General features: G+C 54.9%; 12 protein-coding genes. 4 read left to right on the forward strand and 8 right to left on the reverse strand.

Annotated elements, in window-relative coordinates:
• Positions 1 to 9: 9 nt before the first annotated feature.
• From JK231_RS17235 to dgt, 3 genes are all read right to left on the reverse strand, one after another.
• Entirely contained in the window at positions 10 to 1,167 is a 1,158-nt protein-coding gene (locus JK231_RS17235; RefSeq protein WP_034829508.1) for a CdaR family transcriptional regulator, read from the reverse strand.
• A gap of 241 nt (positions 1,168 to 1,408) precedes the next feature.
• Complete coding sequence (gene degP, locus JK231_RS17240) at positions 1,409 to 2,854, reverse strand: serine endoprotease DegP (protein WP_211729117.1); 1,446 nt, start codon at positions 2,852 to 2,854, stop codon at positions 1,409 to 1,411.
• 136 nt (positions 2,855 to 2,990) lie between these two features.
• Entirely contained in the window at positions 2,991 to 4,484 is a 1,494-nt protein-coding gene (gene dgt, locus JK231_RS17245; protein WP_160833511.1) for a dGTPase, read from the reverse strand.
• A 98-nt stretch (positions 4,485 to 4,582) separates the two neighbouring features.
• On the opposite strand from dgt, the gene mtnN reads away from it, so the two are divergent.
• The 3 genes from mtnN to JK231_RS17260 all read left to right on the forward strand — a co-directional run bounded on the left by mtnN (position 4,583) and on the right by JK231_RS17260 (position 6,442).
• Positions 4,583 to 5,281, forward strand: coding sequence for a 5'-methylthioadenosine/S-adenosylhomocysteine nucleosidase (gene mtnN / locus JK231_RS17250; protein WP_045813812.1), 699 nt, complete (start codon positions 4,583 to 4,585; stop codon positions 5,279 to 5,281).
• Positions 5,274 to 6,083 carry a vitamin B12 ABC transporter substrate-binding protein BtuF gene (btuF, locus tag JK231_RS17255; protein ID WP_211729118.1) on the forward strand — a complete coding sequence of 270 codons (810 nt, stop codon included), beginning with the start codon at positions 5,274 to 5,276 and terminating at the stop codon, positions 6,081 to 6,083. The genes mtnN and btuF overlap by 8 nt, the downstream gene beginning before the upstream one ends.
• A gap of 107 nt (positions 6,084 to 6,190) precedes the next feature.
• A complete protein-coding gene (locus tag JK231_RS17260; protein ID WP_034829521.1) occupies positions 6,191 to 6,442 on the forward strand; it encodes a hypothetical protein in 252 nt (83 codons plus the stop codon).
• 36 nt (positions 6,443 to 6,478) lie between these two features.
• On the opposite strand, the gene erpA is transcribed toward JK231_RS17260, so the two are convergent.
• On the reverse strand, positions 6,479 to 6,826 hold the full coding sequence (erpA, locus tag JK231_RS17265) for an iron-sulfur cluster insertion protein ErpA (protein ID WP_034829523.1): 348 nt from the start codon (positions 6,824 to 6,826) through the stop codon (positions 6,479 to 6,481).
• Between the two features lie 222 nt (positions 6,827 to 7,048).
• Between erpA and hemL the strand changes: the two genes are divergently transcribed.
• Positions 7,049 to 8,329 carry a glutamate-1-semialdehyde 2,1-aminomutase gene (gene hemL, locus JK231_RS17270; RefSeq protein ID WP_097118383.1) on the forward strand — a complete coding sequence of 427 codons (1,281 nt, stop codon included), beginning with the start codon at positions 7,049 to 7,051 and terminating at the stop codon, positions 8,327 to 8,329.
• 240 nt (positions 8,330 to 8,569) lie between these two features.
• On the opposite strand, the gene fhuB is transcribed toward hemL, so the two are convergent.
• The 4 genes from fhuB to fhuA all read right to left on the reverse strand — a co-directional run bounded on the left by fhuB (position 8,570) and on the right by fhuA (position 14,535).
• Positions 8,570 to 10,546 carry a Fe(3+)-hydroxamate ABC transporter permease FhuB gene (gene fhuB / locus JK231_RS17275; protein ID WP_211729119.1) on the reverse strand — a complete coding sequence of 659 codons (1,977 nt, stop codon included), beginning with the start codon at positions 10,544 to 10,546 and terminating at the stop codon, positions 8,570 to 8,572.
• Positions 10,546 to 11,424, reverse strand: coding sequence for a Fe(3+)-hydroxamate ABC transporter substrate-binding protein FhuD (fhuD, locus tag JK231_RS17280; RefSeq protein ID WP_097118381.1), 879 nt, complete (start codon positions 11,422 to 11,424; stop codon positions 10,546 to 10,548). The genes fhuB and fhuD overlap by 1 nt, the downstream gene beginning before the upstream one ends.
• 9 nt (positions 11,425 to 11,433) lie before the next feature.
• Positions 11,434 to 12,228 carry a Fe3+-hydroxamate ABC transporter ATP-binding protein FhuC gene (gene fhuC / locus JK231_RS17285; protein WP_038648971.1) on the reverse strand — a complete coding sequence of 265 codons (795 nt, stop codon included), beginning with the start codon at positions 12,226 to 12,228 and terminating at the stop codon, positions 11,434 to 11,436.
• A gap of 93 nt (positions 12,229 to 12,321) precedes the next feature.
• Positions 12,322 to 14,535, reverse strand: coding sequence for a ferrichrome porin FhuA (gene fhuA, locus JK231_RS17290; protein WP_211729120.1), 2,214 nt, complete (start codon positions 14,533 to 14,535; stop codon positions 12,322 to 12,324).
• Positions 14,536 to 14,544 lie beyond the last annotated feature (9 nt).

Raw genomic sequence — 14,544 nt, forward strand, 5'->3', positions numbered from 1 at the left:
TGCTAAGGGTTAGCTCTGTTCATCCAGTTGCAGCGCCACATACAGCAACAATCGATCGTCAAAATTGCCGAGGTTTAATCCGGTCAGCTCGGAGATGCGGTTCAGGCGATACTCGAGCGTATTACGATGGATAAATAGTGCGCGTGCCGTGGCGCTGGGCTGCACGTTATGACTGAACCACGCCACCAGCGTACGTCGCAATAATCCATTATTATCATTGGCTTTGAGTTTCGCCAACGGGCGCGCCAGTTCATTCGCTTGCCAGCCACCGCGCAGGCTATCCAGCAGTACGGGCAGCACCAAATCCTGATAGAAGAAACTGCGCTGTTCCGGCATGCGCTGTTTACCCACCATCATGGTGGTGCGCGCCGTACGGTAGGAACGCGCAATACTGCCGGGACCGGTAAAGAAATTACCCAGCGCGATGCGCATTCGCACCTGCCCACTCTCTTTCATACGCTGTAATAACTGATCCACGCGACGGCGGTGATCGTCTTGATCGTAACGGCCGTGGGCGTTGAGCGCCGGCTTCAACACCACCATTTCAGTGAGTGAAACGATAGCAATCAGGTTGTCACGATCCGGCGTTGTCAGCAGAGTTTGTAAATGCTGCAATTCCGACATCGCACTGTCAACGCCAAGCTGGCCGCTGTCGACTTCCACCACCGCCACCACGCGCGGTTGATTGAGATCGATGCCCAGGCGCTGCGCCCACTCGCTCAACGCCGGTGAAAGCGTATCGCTGCGAATCAGGTTCAGCACCAGCTCTTCGCGCAGACGGCTATCCTGCGCCAGCATATGCAACAGCCGCGCTTGTTCCAGCATCATTTCGGCGGTCATACACACCAGTTCACCGTAGTGACGCAGCGCTGCCGGCTGGCCGGTCAGGCCAATTACACCGACAATCTCACCATCAATACGCAACGGCAGGTTAATACCAGGACGCACGCCGTGCAGATGTTTCGCCACGGCCTCATCAATGTCCACTACCCTTCCCTGCGATAACACCAGCAACGCACCTTCGTGCAATTCGCCAATACGCTCACGATCGCCGCTGCCAATAATGCGGCCGCGTGCATCCATCACGTTGACATTACTGTCAATAATTTGCATGGTGCGGGCAACAATATCCTGAGCCAGTCGCGCATCGAGATGATAGGTGGCCATCAATCACTCCAGAGAAAGGGAAGAAGTGACAGAATACGCATCCCACGCACGCCTGGCATTGTGCAACTGCACATAGCCGGATAGAGAATACGGGAATTGCGGTAGGCGTCACATTGCGAAACGGACATCTGCACAATGTGGACCACACTAAAAAGGTGTTGATGCTAGCCAATCGCGCAGCTGCGCCAGACAAAAACAAAAAAGGCGAGCCGAAGCTCGCCAGTGTTCAATCATCTCAGACTTACTGCATCAGCAGATAGAGGCTGTTGTCGCCACGCTGCACGTTCAGGGCCAGCACGGACGGTTTGGTGTCGAGGATTTTGCGCAGTTCACCAAGGTTGGCAATCGCCTGCTGGTTAACGCCCCTAATCACGTCACCTTTCTTCAGACCAATACGCGCTGCAGCACTGCCTGCCTTCACATTATCCACGCGCACGCCTTTCTGGCCGTTGCTGTCGATGTTGCTCAGGTCGGCACCTTCAATGCCGGTGTAAATCGTGGCGGACTGTACTTTTTCCTGCGAGCTCTGCTGCAGTTCAACCGTAATCGTCACCGGTTTACCATCACGTAACAGACCCAGCTGCAGTTTAGTGCCTACCGGCAGTGAACCCACTTCTGCACGCAGCGCGGCAAAACTGGTCAGCGGTTTGCCATTCATCGACACCACGACATCGCCGGCTTTCACACCCGCTTTTGCCGCTGACGAGTTAGGCAGGACCTGGCTCACAAAGGCACCGCGCTGGGCATCGACTTTCATCGCTTTCGCCAGCTCAGAGTTAAGCTCGGTACCCATAATGCCCAGCTCGCCACGCTTCACCTGACCATACTCGATCATCTGCGCCGTCAGGTTTTTCACCATCGCGCTTGGGATAGCAAAGCCGATACCGATATTGCCGCCGTCTGGCGCCAGAATCGCGGTGTTAATCCCGATCAGTTCACCGTTCAGGTTCACCAGCGCACCACCGGAGTTACCGCGGTTGATGGCAGCATCGGTCTGGATGAAGTTTTCGTAGTTCTCGACGTTCAAGCCGCTGCGGCCCAACGCTGAAACGATACCGGAGGTTACTGTTTCACCGAGTCCGTACGGGTTACCGATTGCGACAGTGTAATCACCGACGCGCAGGTCATCGGAGTCCGCGATCTTAATTGCCGTCAGGTTTTTCGCGTCCTGCAATTGAATCAGAGCGATATCAGACTGTGGATCTTTGCCAATCACTTTGGCGTCATAGCGACGACCATCGCTCAGCTGCACCTGAATTTTGGTGGCGTTATCTACCACATGGTTGTTGGTGACGACATAGCCTTTATCGGCATTAATCACGACACCCGAACCGAGTGCACGGAATTTTTGCTGTTGAGTATTGGCGCCGCCGTTGTCAACGCCCTGGCTGCCATCACCGCCGCCCTGGCACATTGGCGAGCTTTGGAATGGCGAACCGTCCTGGCAGAATGGCGAGTTGTCACCAAAGAATTGCTGGAATTGCTGCGGCATGCGCGGGGTTTTCACCGTGGTGCTACCTTCAACGCTAATACTCACCACGGAAGGCATCACTTTTTCCAGCATCGGCGCCAGGCTTGGCAACTGTTGGTTCGAGGAGGAAGCACTTTCCGCCGCGAAACTGACAGGGCTCAATGCCATGCCCAGACTAAGCGCCAGCGCACTTAACATTAATGTGCTTTTTTTCATTTGTCTGTGTCTCTCTAAGATTTACGGCCAGACCATTGCTGTGGTCGTGATGATGAGATTAAGTTTTTAGCGCGAAGTTCCTAATAAAGTTTTGGGCAAAGGTAAAAATTTATTCTTCATCTTTACAAAACTCGGCTTATTCCACGGCCATCAAACGACGATACTCATCCCACGCATAATTGTCTGTCATTCCGCTGATATAGTCCTGAATCAAGCGCGAACGGTAATAACGTTCCCACAACAAACGTTGATATTTATGCTCGACAATCAGTGTACGCATCTGCTGCTGATAAGCTTTGCGATGTTTTCCTGAAAGCTTATGAAACAGTCGCGTTTCTATCGGATATTTCGGCAGAAAATCGTCGTTCATCAGCGTAGTAAATTGTTCATAATCCAGCAACATTAATGACTGATAGATTTCCAGCAACCCTTTTATTACCCGATAACCTTGTAATTCGAGTTGCTCAACTTCCGGATGATTAAATACCTGCTGGCGCGCCACGGTTTTAAATAATTTCAACAGACGGCCTTCATCACCGTCATCTTCCAGCAGCGCATGATTGAAGTTTCCTTCAAAAATAGCCGGGAGATTATCGACAAAACGGCGCACGGCATGGCTAACCAACACATTTTGCACGTTAACCCGTAATGACATGAAAAATTGATCGCTCAGGCTACGGCGTTTTTTCTGGTTGGCTTCTTTCCATGCCTCGCTCACTGTGCGACTGAACGCATCACCACTATTTACCGTCCCCCAGGCTTTGAGCAGAGACTTATACAAGGTCTCAACATCAAAAATGTCTTTTTCGACCGCATCATCTAAATCGGCAATACAGTATGAGATATCGTCAGCGGCTTCCATAATCCAGGTGAGTGGATAGCGATGATGCTCTTTAATATCGGTGGCTGCGCGTAAGTCAGCGACATATTCACGCTCGGACAAATAAAAGCCCGGCTTCTTCATCAGCACGCTAAATTCTGCCGGCTTATCGCCCTGCCACCATGCGGGGGCGGTATATTTTAAAATACAGGCCACCTGCGCATAGCTAAGATTAAGCTGCAGCAGCGTATGCACCAGGCGAATCGCCTGCGCATTGCCTTCGAAGTGGCACAAATCCTGACGAATCATTGCATTTAGCTGGTCAAAATCAGTGCGCTGATGCTCATCTGCCACGCCCGCCACCAGCGGGTCCACGAGTTCAAGAGGCAGATTGTCGTCAAACCAGTCATTGATCGCGGCTTCACCAAAGTGACCAAACGGCGGATTACCCACATCATGCAGCAGGCAGGCCATCTCAATCAGACTCTCAAACGCGCCTTCAAACTCCTCCAGCCCGTAATTTGCCAGTCCACCGCCCTGCGTTTTCAGGTATTGCAGGATCTCTTTGGTGATATAGCGCCCGGTTTGCTGCACTTCCAGCGAGTGGGTCAAACGTGAACGCACCGCTGCATTACGCTCCAGAGGAAAAACCTGAGTCTTTTGTTGCAGGCGGCGGATCGCGGCAGAATTGATGATGCGGCCACGGTCACTCTCAAAGTGCCGTGTAATAAAGTATTCGCCCTCTGGATCTTTGCGGCTGGTATAAGGGCGGGTGAAACTGATCTTATTTTTGAAATTGATCGTCGCCATCATTACCCCTTATTTTTTGGTGAATTCATCCTCTGCCAGCCATGGTAGACTATGCCTCACTTTTAAGCTTTACATCCATAACTACAGCGAGATTCTTTATGAAAGCAGGCATTATTGGCGCGATGGAGCAGGAAGTCACCCTGCTGCGTGACAAAATCGAAAACCGTCAGACGCTGACGCTGGCTGGTTGTGAAATTTATACCGGCACGCTGAACGGTGTTGAGGTTGCTCTGCTGAAATCAGGCATTGGTAAAACAGCGGCGGCGCTCGGCACGACCCTGTTGCTGGAGCTGTGCAAACCCGACCTGGTGATCAATACCGGCTCTGCGGGTGGTCTGGCCGCTTCACTGAAAGTGGGCGATATCGTGGTTTCCGATGAAGTGCGCTATCACGATGCCGACGTCACCGCTTTTGGTTACGAACCTGGCCAGATGGCCGGTTGCCCGGCCGCCTTTGTGGCGGATGAAAAACTGATCGCCGCTGCGGAGCAAGTGATTAAGCAGCTGGATCTCAACGCAGTGCGCGGTTTAGTGGTCAGCGGTGATGCCTTCATCAACGGTGCTGAACCTCTGGCACGCATTCGCACCACCTTCCCACAGGCGATCGCCGTGGAGATGGAGGCCACCGCCATTGGTCACGTTTGCCATCAGTTCAAGGTGCCGTTTGTTGTGGTGCGTGCAATTTCCGATGTCGCGGACAAAGAATCCCACCTGAGCTTTGATGAGTTCCTCGTCGTTGCCGCTAAACAATCGTCACTGATGGTTGAAAACCTGCTGGCACAGCTGGCGCGTGGCTAAATATTGGCTACTGGGGCTATTGCTGATCGGCAATAGCCTGTTTGCTGCTGCCCCACGCGTTATCACGCTATCGCCCCATCTCACTGAACTGGCTTTTGCAGCGGGCATTACGCCGGTGGCGGTGAGTGCTTATTCGGATTTCCCGGCGCAGGCCAATCAGCTGGAGCAGGTGGCAAACTGGCAGGGCATCAACGTTGAACGCATCCTGCAACTGAAACCGGATGTGGTGCTGGCCTGGCGCGGCGGCAATCCGCAGCGGCAGATCGATCAACTGCAACGTCTGGGCATTAAAGTCGAATGGATTGATCCGCAGACCATTGATCAGATGATTGATGCGTTAGCAGCGCTCAAACCGTGGAGTCCACAACCTCAGCAGGCGGCGGCTGCCGCACAGGCGCTGCGCCAGCAAGAGGATGATCTGCGTAAACAGTATCAACAACGCACGCCGATCCCTCTGTTTTTGCAGTTTGGTCAACAGCCGCTGTTTACTGCATCGCGTAATACGTTGCAAAACGAGGTAATCACCCTGTGCGGTGGCAAAAATATCTTTGCCGACAGCCGTGTCAGCTGGCCGCAGGTGAGTCGTGAGCAAGTATTAGCACGTCATCCTCAGGCGATTGTGATCGGCGGTGGCCCCGCGCAAGCCGCGAATATCGTGAAATTCTGGCAGCCACAACTGACGGTGCCGGTGATTGCCATTAACGATGACTGGCTGAGTCGACCGGGTCCACGTATCCTGCTGGCAGCCAAACAGCTGTGTGCAGATTTACATCCGGCGAAAAATAGCACCAAAAAAGATTAAAGATTCGGCAAAAATTGTCGAAAATCAAAATACAAGGCACTGCGGCCACGTATGCTCAGTGCCCTTTTTGCGCAACGCGCAACTTTTGACTTCACCAGGAATTATCAATGACCAGAGCACTGCTCCTGGCCATAGGGCTTGCGATGGCTGCGCCAATTGGCGCGGCGACCTCCACCGGCTCTATTGCCGTCACGTTGACCATATTTTCCCGCTGCGATATCTCACGGCAAAGCGAACAAACATTGCCATCGATTGATTGTGGACGTCACTTCAGTGCACAGCCGCGCGTGACCGAAAGCGTGTTAAAGCGCGATGCGAAGCGTCGTGAGTCGTCACGATTAGTGACCGTAGAGTGGTAACGTTCTGACCGCCAGAACGGCGGTCAGAAAAGGGGATCAGATGCTGAAGGAAGAACCACAACCGCAAGTCGTTTTCGCGTTCGGGTTTGTCACGATAAAACGTGAACCCTCAAGACCTTCGGTATAATCAACCGAACCGCCCACCAGATACTGCAGGCTCATTGGATCAACCACCAGCGCCACGCCTTGCTTTTCAATGGTCATGTCGCCGTCATTCATTTGATCGTCAAAAGTAAAACCGTACTGGAAACCACTGCAACCGCCACCGGTGATGTACACGCGCAGTTTCAGCTCAGGATTCTCTTCATCCGCGATCAAATTTTTCACTTTTTTCGCTGCTGCTTCAGTGAATTGCAAAGGCAGCGCTGCTACGTCGTCACTCATGTTTTACTCCGGGTAAACGTCCAGGTCAGAAAACGACCTTAATTTCACTATTATCTGCCAGCCGCCCAGTGCAATCAAGTACTGCGCTTGACACTGTGTGCCGCCTGCGCTGCGCTAAAGTATAGCTTTAAAAGGCTTTCGCACCCGCTTGCCTTTCTAATCGGGCGACTCTTCCCTTAGAATGGCGCCAGAATTTTTTTCCAGAACAGCAGGAGCCGAGCAATGAGTAAGTCTGAAAACCTGTATGCCGAAGCGCAACGCCTGATCCCTGGCGGTGTGAACTCCCCGGTACGTGCTTTTACCGGTGTGGGCGGCGTGCCGCTGTTCATCGAACGCGCCGACGGCGCTTATCTGTATGACGCCGATGGCAAAGCCTACATCGACTACGTCGGTTCATGGGGCCCAATGGTGCTGGGGCATAACAACGCCAATATCCGCAATGCGGTGATTGAAGCGGCATCTCGTGGTTTAAGTTTCGGTGCCCCAACCGAAATGGAAGTGAAAATGGCCGAGCTGGTGTGTGAGCTGGTGCCAAGTATGGATATGGTGCGCATGGTGAACTCCGGCACCGAAGCCACCATGAGCGCGATTCGTCTGGCTCGTGGCTTTACCCATCGTGACAAGATCGTCAAATTTGAAGGCTGCTACCACGGCCACGCCGACTGTCTGCTGGTGAAAGCGGGTTCCGGCGCATTGACCCTGGGCCAACCGAACTCGCCGGGTGTTCCGGCTGATTTCGCTAAACACACCCTGACCTGCACTTACAACGATCTGGCGTCAGTACGCGAAGCCTTCGAGCAATATCCAGAAGATATCGCCTGTATCATCGTTGAACCCGTTGCGGGCAATATGAACTGCATCCCACCGCAACCGGACTTCCTGCCGGGCCTGCGTGCACTCTGTGATGAGTTTGGTGCGCTGCTGATCATCGATGAAGTGATGACCGGCTTCCGTGTGGCGCTGGGCGGTGCTCAGGCTTATTACGATGTCACGCCGGATCTGACCTGTCTCGGCAAAATCATCGGTGGCGGCATGCCGGTGGGCGCATTTGGTGGTCGTCGTGATGTGATGGCTGCACTGGCACCAACGGGTCCGGTTTACCAGGCGGGCACGCTTTCCGGTAACCCGATTGCCATGGCGGCCGGTTTTGCTTGCCTGACGCAGATTGCTCAACCGGGCACGCACAGCACTCTGACCGACCTCACCACCCAACTGTCTGAAGGCTTGCTGGCAGCGGCAAAAGCAGAAAACATTCCGCTTGTGATCAACCACGTTGGCGGCATGTTCGGTATCTTCTTTACCGATGCCGAAAGCGTAACCTGCTATGCCGACGTGACAAAATGCGACGTTGAGCGCTTTAAGCGCTTCTTCCATCTGATGCTGGAAGAAGGTGTTTACCTCGCACCTTCTGCTTTTGAAGCGGGCTTTATGTCGCTGGCACACAGCCAGGAAGATATTCAGCGCACCATTGATGCGGCACGCCGCAGCTTTGCGAAGCTGTAAGCCATTAGCGGGCGCCAGGAATGGCGCCCCTTCATTGATGTGCCCGGCTGTCCCTTGAGGCACAACGTCCCCTAAAGGCACCCTTGCCGTTCGTTCGCATCGTAATGCTCAGCTACACGCATACACCCATTTCCGTTAGGTTGCACAATTATGCGCAGCTGCCCTGTAAGCGCCGATTGACGTAGGTTGCGCGTTTATGCGCAGCTGCCCTGTAAGCACCGATTGACGTAGGCTGCGCGTTTATGCGCGACGCAACAGCCAGATAAAATACGGCGCGCCGAAGAAGGTCGCCATTAAACCTGCAGGGATCTGATCCGGGAAGGCCAGCATCCTGCCGCACCAGTCTGCAAACACCATCAATCCGCCGCCTAATAATCCCGCCATCAACACCTGCGGTAATGCGCGCCTGAAGCCCAGCATGCGCACGATATGCGGCGCCATCAAACCGACAAAACTCAACGGGCCGATGGTCAAGGTCGCCGTAGCCGTTAACGCCGCCGCCAGCAGCAGCAGGGCCAGACGCGAACCTGTTAATGCCATCCCCGCTGAACGTGCCGTCGCACTACCCAGCGGCAGCAGTGTGAGCCAGCGGCTCGCCAGTGGCGCGAGCGCAATAAATACGATACCCACCACGGCGCTTTGCACTGCCTGCGGCATATTGATGTTGTACGTCGAACCGGAAATCCAGCTTAGCAGGCCGCCCATGCGCGGATCGCCACTCGCCATTAACACCATCATTAAGGTGACAAACGCACTGTTAAGCGCCATGCCCGCCAGCAACATACGCTCCGGTGAGAAACCTCCGCGACTGGCGACCAGCATAATGACCAGCAGCGTCAGCGCCGCGCCTAATGCGCCAGCGGGCAGCAACCACGCCACGGCGTCACCCGGCACAAAGAACATCATCACAACCACACCACAGGCCGCGCCGGAACTGATGCCTAACACTTCCGGACTGGCCATCGGGTTGCCAGTGAGGCGCTGAATCAACGCACCTGCAACACCCAGCATCATCCCCACGACTAACGCCGCCAGCACGCGAGGTGCACGCCACGGCAGCAGTTGATGCAGCATCTCACCACTCACCCACGTCCAGCTGTGTGCATCACGACCAAAGGAGATGCCGATAACGCTCAGCAGCGCCAGCACCCCAAGGCCAATGCCACACCACAGCACCACCTTCTGGCGCTCTGCCGGCACCTTGTCGCCCATATTCATCGCCGGTGGAACCGAGCCGGTACGTAAACGCGGCAACAGCCACAGCAGAATCGGTACGCCAATTAACGCGGTCGCTGTGCCGGTGGAAACCTCGCGCCAGTGGCTGGTCAGCCACAATACGCACTGATCGGCCAGCCACAGCAGTAAGGCACCAATCAGCGGAGCCAGCAGCATACGGCTGAGTAAGCGACGCCCCCCGAGCATTTTCGCCAGCAGTGGTGCAAACAGCCCGATAAAACCGATAATCCCGGCGACGTTCACCAATTGCGCACTTAACAGAATCGCCAGAGCGAGTGCGCCGACACGCGCAGCAGACAGTGCCAGACCGAGATTTTTTGCTACGCCGTCATCAAGCCCCATGAGCGTCAAGGGGCGCAGCAATGCCAGCGCCACGACAAAAGCCAACAGCAGACGCGGCCACAGCATGGCGACGTTGTGCCCATCCATCTGATTCAGTGTGCCGGTGCTCCACAAGAACATATTCAGCAGCTGATCATGATTGAAGATGGCAAAGATTTGATTCACCGAACCGGCATACAGGCTCAGGACCAGCCCGGCGAGGATCAGTGTCACGGGTGACAGCCGTTTGCCCCAGGCCACGCCAAATACCAGGATGCCCACCAGCACTGCGCCCGCCATCGCAGCAAATTGCTGTGTCAGCTCACCACCCGGTAAATGCCAGAGCGTGGCGACCGTAATACCGAGCTGTGCACCGGATGACACACCCAACGTGGTCGGTTCCGCCAGCGGATTACGCAGCACCTGCTGAAACAGTAAACCGGCCAATCCGAGACCCGCCCCCACCAACAGCGCCAGCGCCAGACGCGATAACAGGCTGTGATGGAACACCACCTGTTGGATACTGTTGATGTCCGGCGCAAAGAAGGCTTGTGACCACTGCGCCGTTGGCAGCGCGTCACGCAGATTGATAAAGGTCAGCGCCAGCGCCAGTAAAAACATGCTGCTTAACAGCATCACAGGAAAGAGACGATGGCGCATCAGTGCGACTCCAGCGCGTGTTCCAGCACGCGAACAAATTTCAGCGCTGAATAGGTCGCGCCGTAATACCAGACGGCAGGCACACGCTTGAAGCGGCCCGCGCGGATAAACGGCAGCGCCTGCCACAGCGCAGTTTTCATCACCTGCTGCATGTCACGATCGTTATCGTGATCAAAACAGATCACCTGCACATCGCCGACATCGGCTAACCGCTCAAGCCCAACCACGGCACTGCCCCAGAAATTGGTTTCACCCTGCCAGGCGTTACTCAGGCCAAGGATTTCCATCACTTCGAGGAACAGACTGTTGGTGCCAAACGTGATGGCGTGACGGCTGTCCATCAATGACATCAGCAGCACCGGACGATCTGCCCAGGGTTTGAGACGTTCGCGCGCTGCCGCTAGCTGCTCATCCAGGAATTGCAGATGCTGTACCGCCTGCGCTTCCCGGCCCAGCCGGGCACCGAGCGCATGCAGTGATTTACGGGCAGTACTTAACGGTTTACCGTCCCCGCTATTCAGATCAAAGCCCATGGTCGGCGCGATGCGATCGAGTTTATCTAATCCCGGACCGTAGCCGTTGGAGTGCAGGATTAAGGAAGGTTCGAGCTGCGTCATCAGTTCCAGATTGGGTTCGGTGCGCAAGCCGAGATCGATGGTGCTGGCGGATAGCATCGGCTCGCCAACCCAGATGTTGTAGTTGCGCAAATCAGCCACACCGAGCGGCGATACACCGAGCGCCATCAGTAGCTCAACAGGTAGCCATTCCAGCGCCAGGATGCGCTGCAGATCGGGTGTTGCCGCACGCAATGGGGCAACGTTCATCAGTGGCGTCAGTGCCAGCGCCGTCAGCAAGCGACGGCGTGAAATGTCGAACATGGCGAGGCCTCAGTAAACAAAACTGACGGGAGCACCGCCTTGTGGATGGGGCAAGATGCCCATCGGAATACCGTAGATATTGCCCAGCACATCGGCCTGCATGATGACATCAGGCCCGCCTTCCGCAATCATTTCGCCGCCGCGCAGCGCCACCAGGCGATCGCAATAGCGCGCCGCCATGTTGATGTCGTGCAGTACCGCAATCACCGTCAAGCCACGCTCGCGGCTGAGACGTTGAATCAGAGCTAGCACATCCACCTGATGCGCAATATCCAGTGCGGAAGTGGGTTCATCCAGCAGCAGGCATCGGCTGTTCTGCGCCACCAGCATCGCTAACCACGCGCGCTGGCGTTCGCCGCCTGACAGGCTATCCACCAGACGCCCGGCGAACGGTTTCAAGCCCACCAGCGTAATCGCTTCTTCCACGCGATCGCGATCTTCCTGGCCGTAGCGCCCGAGCGCCCCGTGCCACGGATAACGACCAATCGCCACCAGCTCACGCACCGTCATCCCTTCTGCCGCCGGTAACTGCTGCGGCAAATAGGCCACCTGGCGCGCAAAATCTTTGCTGCCCCAGTTCTCCACCGCATCGCGGTTCAACAGCACCTGACCTTCACTTGCCGCATGGTGACGCCCCAGCATTTTCAGCAAGGTGGATTTACCCGAGCCGTTGTGGCCAATCAGCGCCGTCACTTTACCCGGCGCAAAGGTGAGTGAAAGTGGATGCAGCAACGTGCGTCCAGGTACGCGAAAGCTGACATTATCCAGCGTGAAGGTGGTTTCTTCGTGGTGCGGATGCTGCATGGTGATCCCTGGTTAATTAGCACAAAACCGATCTGATTCTGAAGGGGGCGGCCCTGAGGCCGCCCAAAATCACAACATATTCGCCCTGACGAATCAGAAGCGGAAGGTGGCGGTACCAACGATTTGACGTTCAGCGCCCCAGTAGCAAGCGTAATCACGGTAGCAGCTGGCAACGTATTCACGATCGAACAGGTTGTTGATATTAACACCCACAGAAGAGCCCGGCAGACCGAAACGGCCGAGGTCATATTTCAGCGCTGCGTCGACGGTGGTGTAACCCGCTACGTCGAAGTTTTGGTTTGAGTTACTGCCATTCTGCGTATTCTCTGCATATAACCCTTTGCTTTCACCTACATAACGCACACCCGCACCCAGTGTCACACCTGACAATGCCGTTTCGTGGAAGGTGTAATCCCCCCACAGCGATGCCATATGCTTCGGCACCTGCACTGGTGTTCTACTTTTCAGCACTGTGTCTTCAGTGTATTCGGCATCGGTATAGGTGTAAGACGCAGTCATGTTGATGTTGGCGTTCAGTGCTGCCTTGGCTTCCAATTCAACACCGCGAGAACGGATTTCACCGCTCTGTACGCTGAAGTTAAGGTTGTTTGGATCGGCGGTAAGGTTTTTGGTTTTGGTCAGCTCATACACCGCAGCAGTTACGACAACCGGACGATCTTTAGGAACATACTTCACACCGGCTTCATACTGCTTAGCACGCGATGGATCAAACGGCTGGCCCGAGGCGGTAGTCCCAGAATTCGGAATAAAGGACTCACTGTAGCTAAAGTACGGCGCAATGCCGTTATCAAACACATAGTTCAGACCACCACGCCAGGTGAAGGCCTGATCGTGATTTTTCACTTCGGTATTGCCGTTACGATTCAGTGCTGAAGTCATCGCATAATCGTAACGTCCACCTAAGGTCAGCACCCAACGGTTCCATTCCATCTGATCTTGAGAGTACAGACCGGTTTGCTCTTGGCGATTCAGATATTGGTAAGGGAACGCAGCACCATCTAGCGCATCGTTACCATACTGAGGATTGAACGCACTAATTGGGAATGCTGATCCAAACGCCGCATCAATATCATTACGGGTGCGCTGGTAATCCACACCCATCAGCAAAGTATGATCCACTGCGCCAGTGCCAAATTTGGCCTGTGCCTGCGTATCTACCGCAAACTGATTTAACTTCTCATCTGACACCGCCGAACCACGGGTAATTTCATTGGTGGCAGCGTTGAAGCCATTACCATAAATACTGCGGTAATTGGTTCTTAAATCCGCATAACGCAGATTCTGGCGCACCGTCCAGGTATCGTTAAAGCTGTGCTCGAAGTTGTAACCCACCATCTTGGTGTTGCGCGAAATCTTGTTGCTGTCTTCGCCTTCATCAAAGTTGGTTGGCAGTTTGTAGCTGCTGCCGTCCGGGCGGGTAATGCCCACCACGGTGCCCTGACGCGGCAACCAGCCGTAATAACCGGTTTCCGGCTCGTTCTGGAAATAGGTCAGCAAATCAAAGCGGGTATTGGCATCCGGACGCCAGCTGAACGACGGCGCGATGGTATAACGCTTCTCTTTGTTCATCTCCTGTTGCGCGTCTGCACTGCGAGCCAGACCCGTCAGGCGGTAACTGTATACACCGTCATCATCCAGCGAACCGCCAAAATCGAAGCCTGTTGAGTACAGGTTATCGGTGCCCATCTGGAACTGCACTTCACGCAGTGTTTCCTGCGTCGGGCGCTTGCTCACCAGCGACACCACGCCGCCTGGGTTGCTTTTGCCGTACAGCACCGAAACCGGGCCACGCAGCAGTTCCGCACGCTCAAGGAAGTAAGGATCAATGGCGAACTCGGAGTAGTTATCCCCCTGCAGCTTCAGGCCATCAAGATATTGGTTAGTGTTGGTTTCGCTAAAGCCACGAATCGACAGCGCATCGATTACGCTTGAGCTGCCGCGGTTACCCGTCAGCACGCCAGCCGTGTAGTTAAACGCACCTTTTACGCTGGTTACAGCGTGCATCGCCATCTCTTCCTGCGTCACCACCGAAACCGACTGTGGGTTTTTCTCAATCGGCGTATCGGTTTTGGTGCCGGTAGCACTGTGTTTCGCGGCAATGGTAGGAGCCGGACCCCATGCGCTTTCCTGCTTGACGGTGTTGCCGCCATTGGCGGTGACCACCACGGTATCTTCTGCCAGCGCCTGTGCGTTCAGCGTACCCAGAGTTAAAGAAATTAATAAAGCGAGCGGACGGCGGGAAGTCGCAGCACGGGCAGAACAAGGATTTGAAATTCGCGTATTCATAAAAGGATC

The organism is Pantoea sp. JGM49, assembly GCF_018257655.1.
Taxonomy (GTDB): Bacteria; Pseudomonadota; Gammaproteobacteria; order Enterobacterales; family Enterobacteriaceae; genus Pantoea; species Pantoea communis.

What these genes read in the sequence shown, in the direction of transcription:
- fhuC (WP_038648971.1), bottom strand. Translation starts at nt 12,228, where the DNA reads ATGCAGCATCCGCACCACGAAGAAACCACCTTCACGCTGGATAATGTC.
- fhuB (WP_211729119.1), bottom strand. Translation starts at nt 10,546, where the DNA reads ATGCGCCATCGTCTCTTTCCTGTGATGCTGTTAAGCAGCATGTTTTTA.
- fhuD (WP_097118381.1), bottom strand. Translation starts at nt 11,424, where the DNA reads ATGTTCGACATTTCACGCCGTCGCTTGCTGACGGCGCTGGCACTGACG.
- degP (WP_211729117.1), bottom strand. Translation starts at nt 2,854, where the DNA reads ATGAAAAAAAGCACATTAATGTTAAGTGCGCTGGCGCTTAGTCTGGGC.
- mtnN (WP_045813812.1), top strand. Translation starts at nt 4,583, where the DNA reads ATGAAAGCAGGCATTATTGGCGCGATGGAGCAGGAAGTCACCCTGCTG.
- dgt (WP_160833511.1), bottom strand. Translation starts at nt 4,484, where the DNA reads ATGGCGACGATCAATTTCAAAAATAAGATCAGTTTCACCCGCCCTTAT.
- erpA (WP_034829523.1), bottom strand. Translation starts at nt 6,826, where the DNA reads ATGAGTGACGACGTAGCAGCGCTGCCTTTGCAATTCACTGAAGCAGCA.
- JK231_RS17235 (WP_034829508.1), bottom strand. Translation starts at nt 1,167, where the DNA reads ATGGCCACCTATCATCTCGATGCGCGACTGGCTCAGGATATTGTTGCC.
- fhuA (WP_211729120.1), bottom strand. Translation starts at nt 14,535, where the DNA reads ATGAATACGCGAATTTCAAATCCTTGTTCTGCCCGTGCTGCGACTTCC.
- JK231_RS17260 (WP_034829521.1), top strand. Translation starts at nt 6,191, where the DNA reads ATGACCAGAGCACTGCTCCTGGCCATAGGGCTTGCGATGGCTGCGCCA.
- hemL (WP_097118383.1), top strand. Translation starts at nt 7,049, where the DNA reads ATGAGTAAGTCTGAAAACCTGTATGCCGAAGCGCAACGCCTGATCCCT.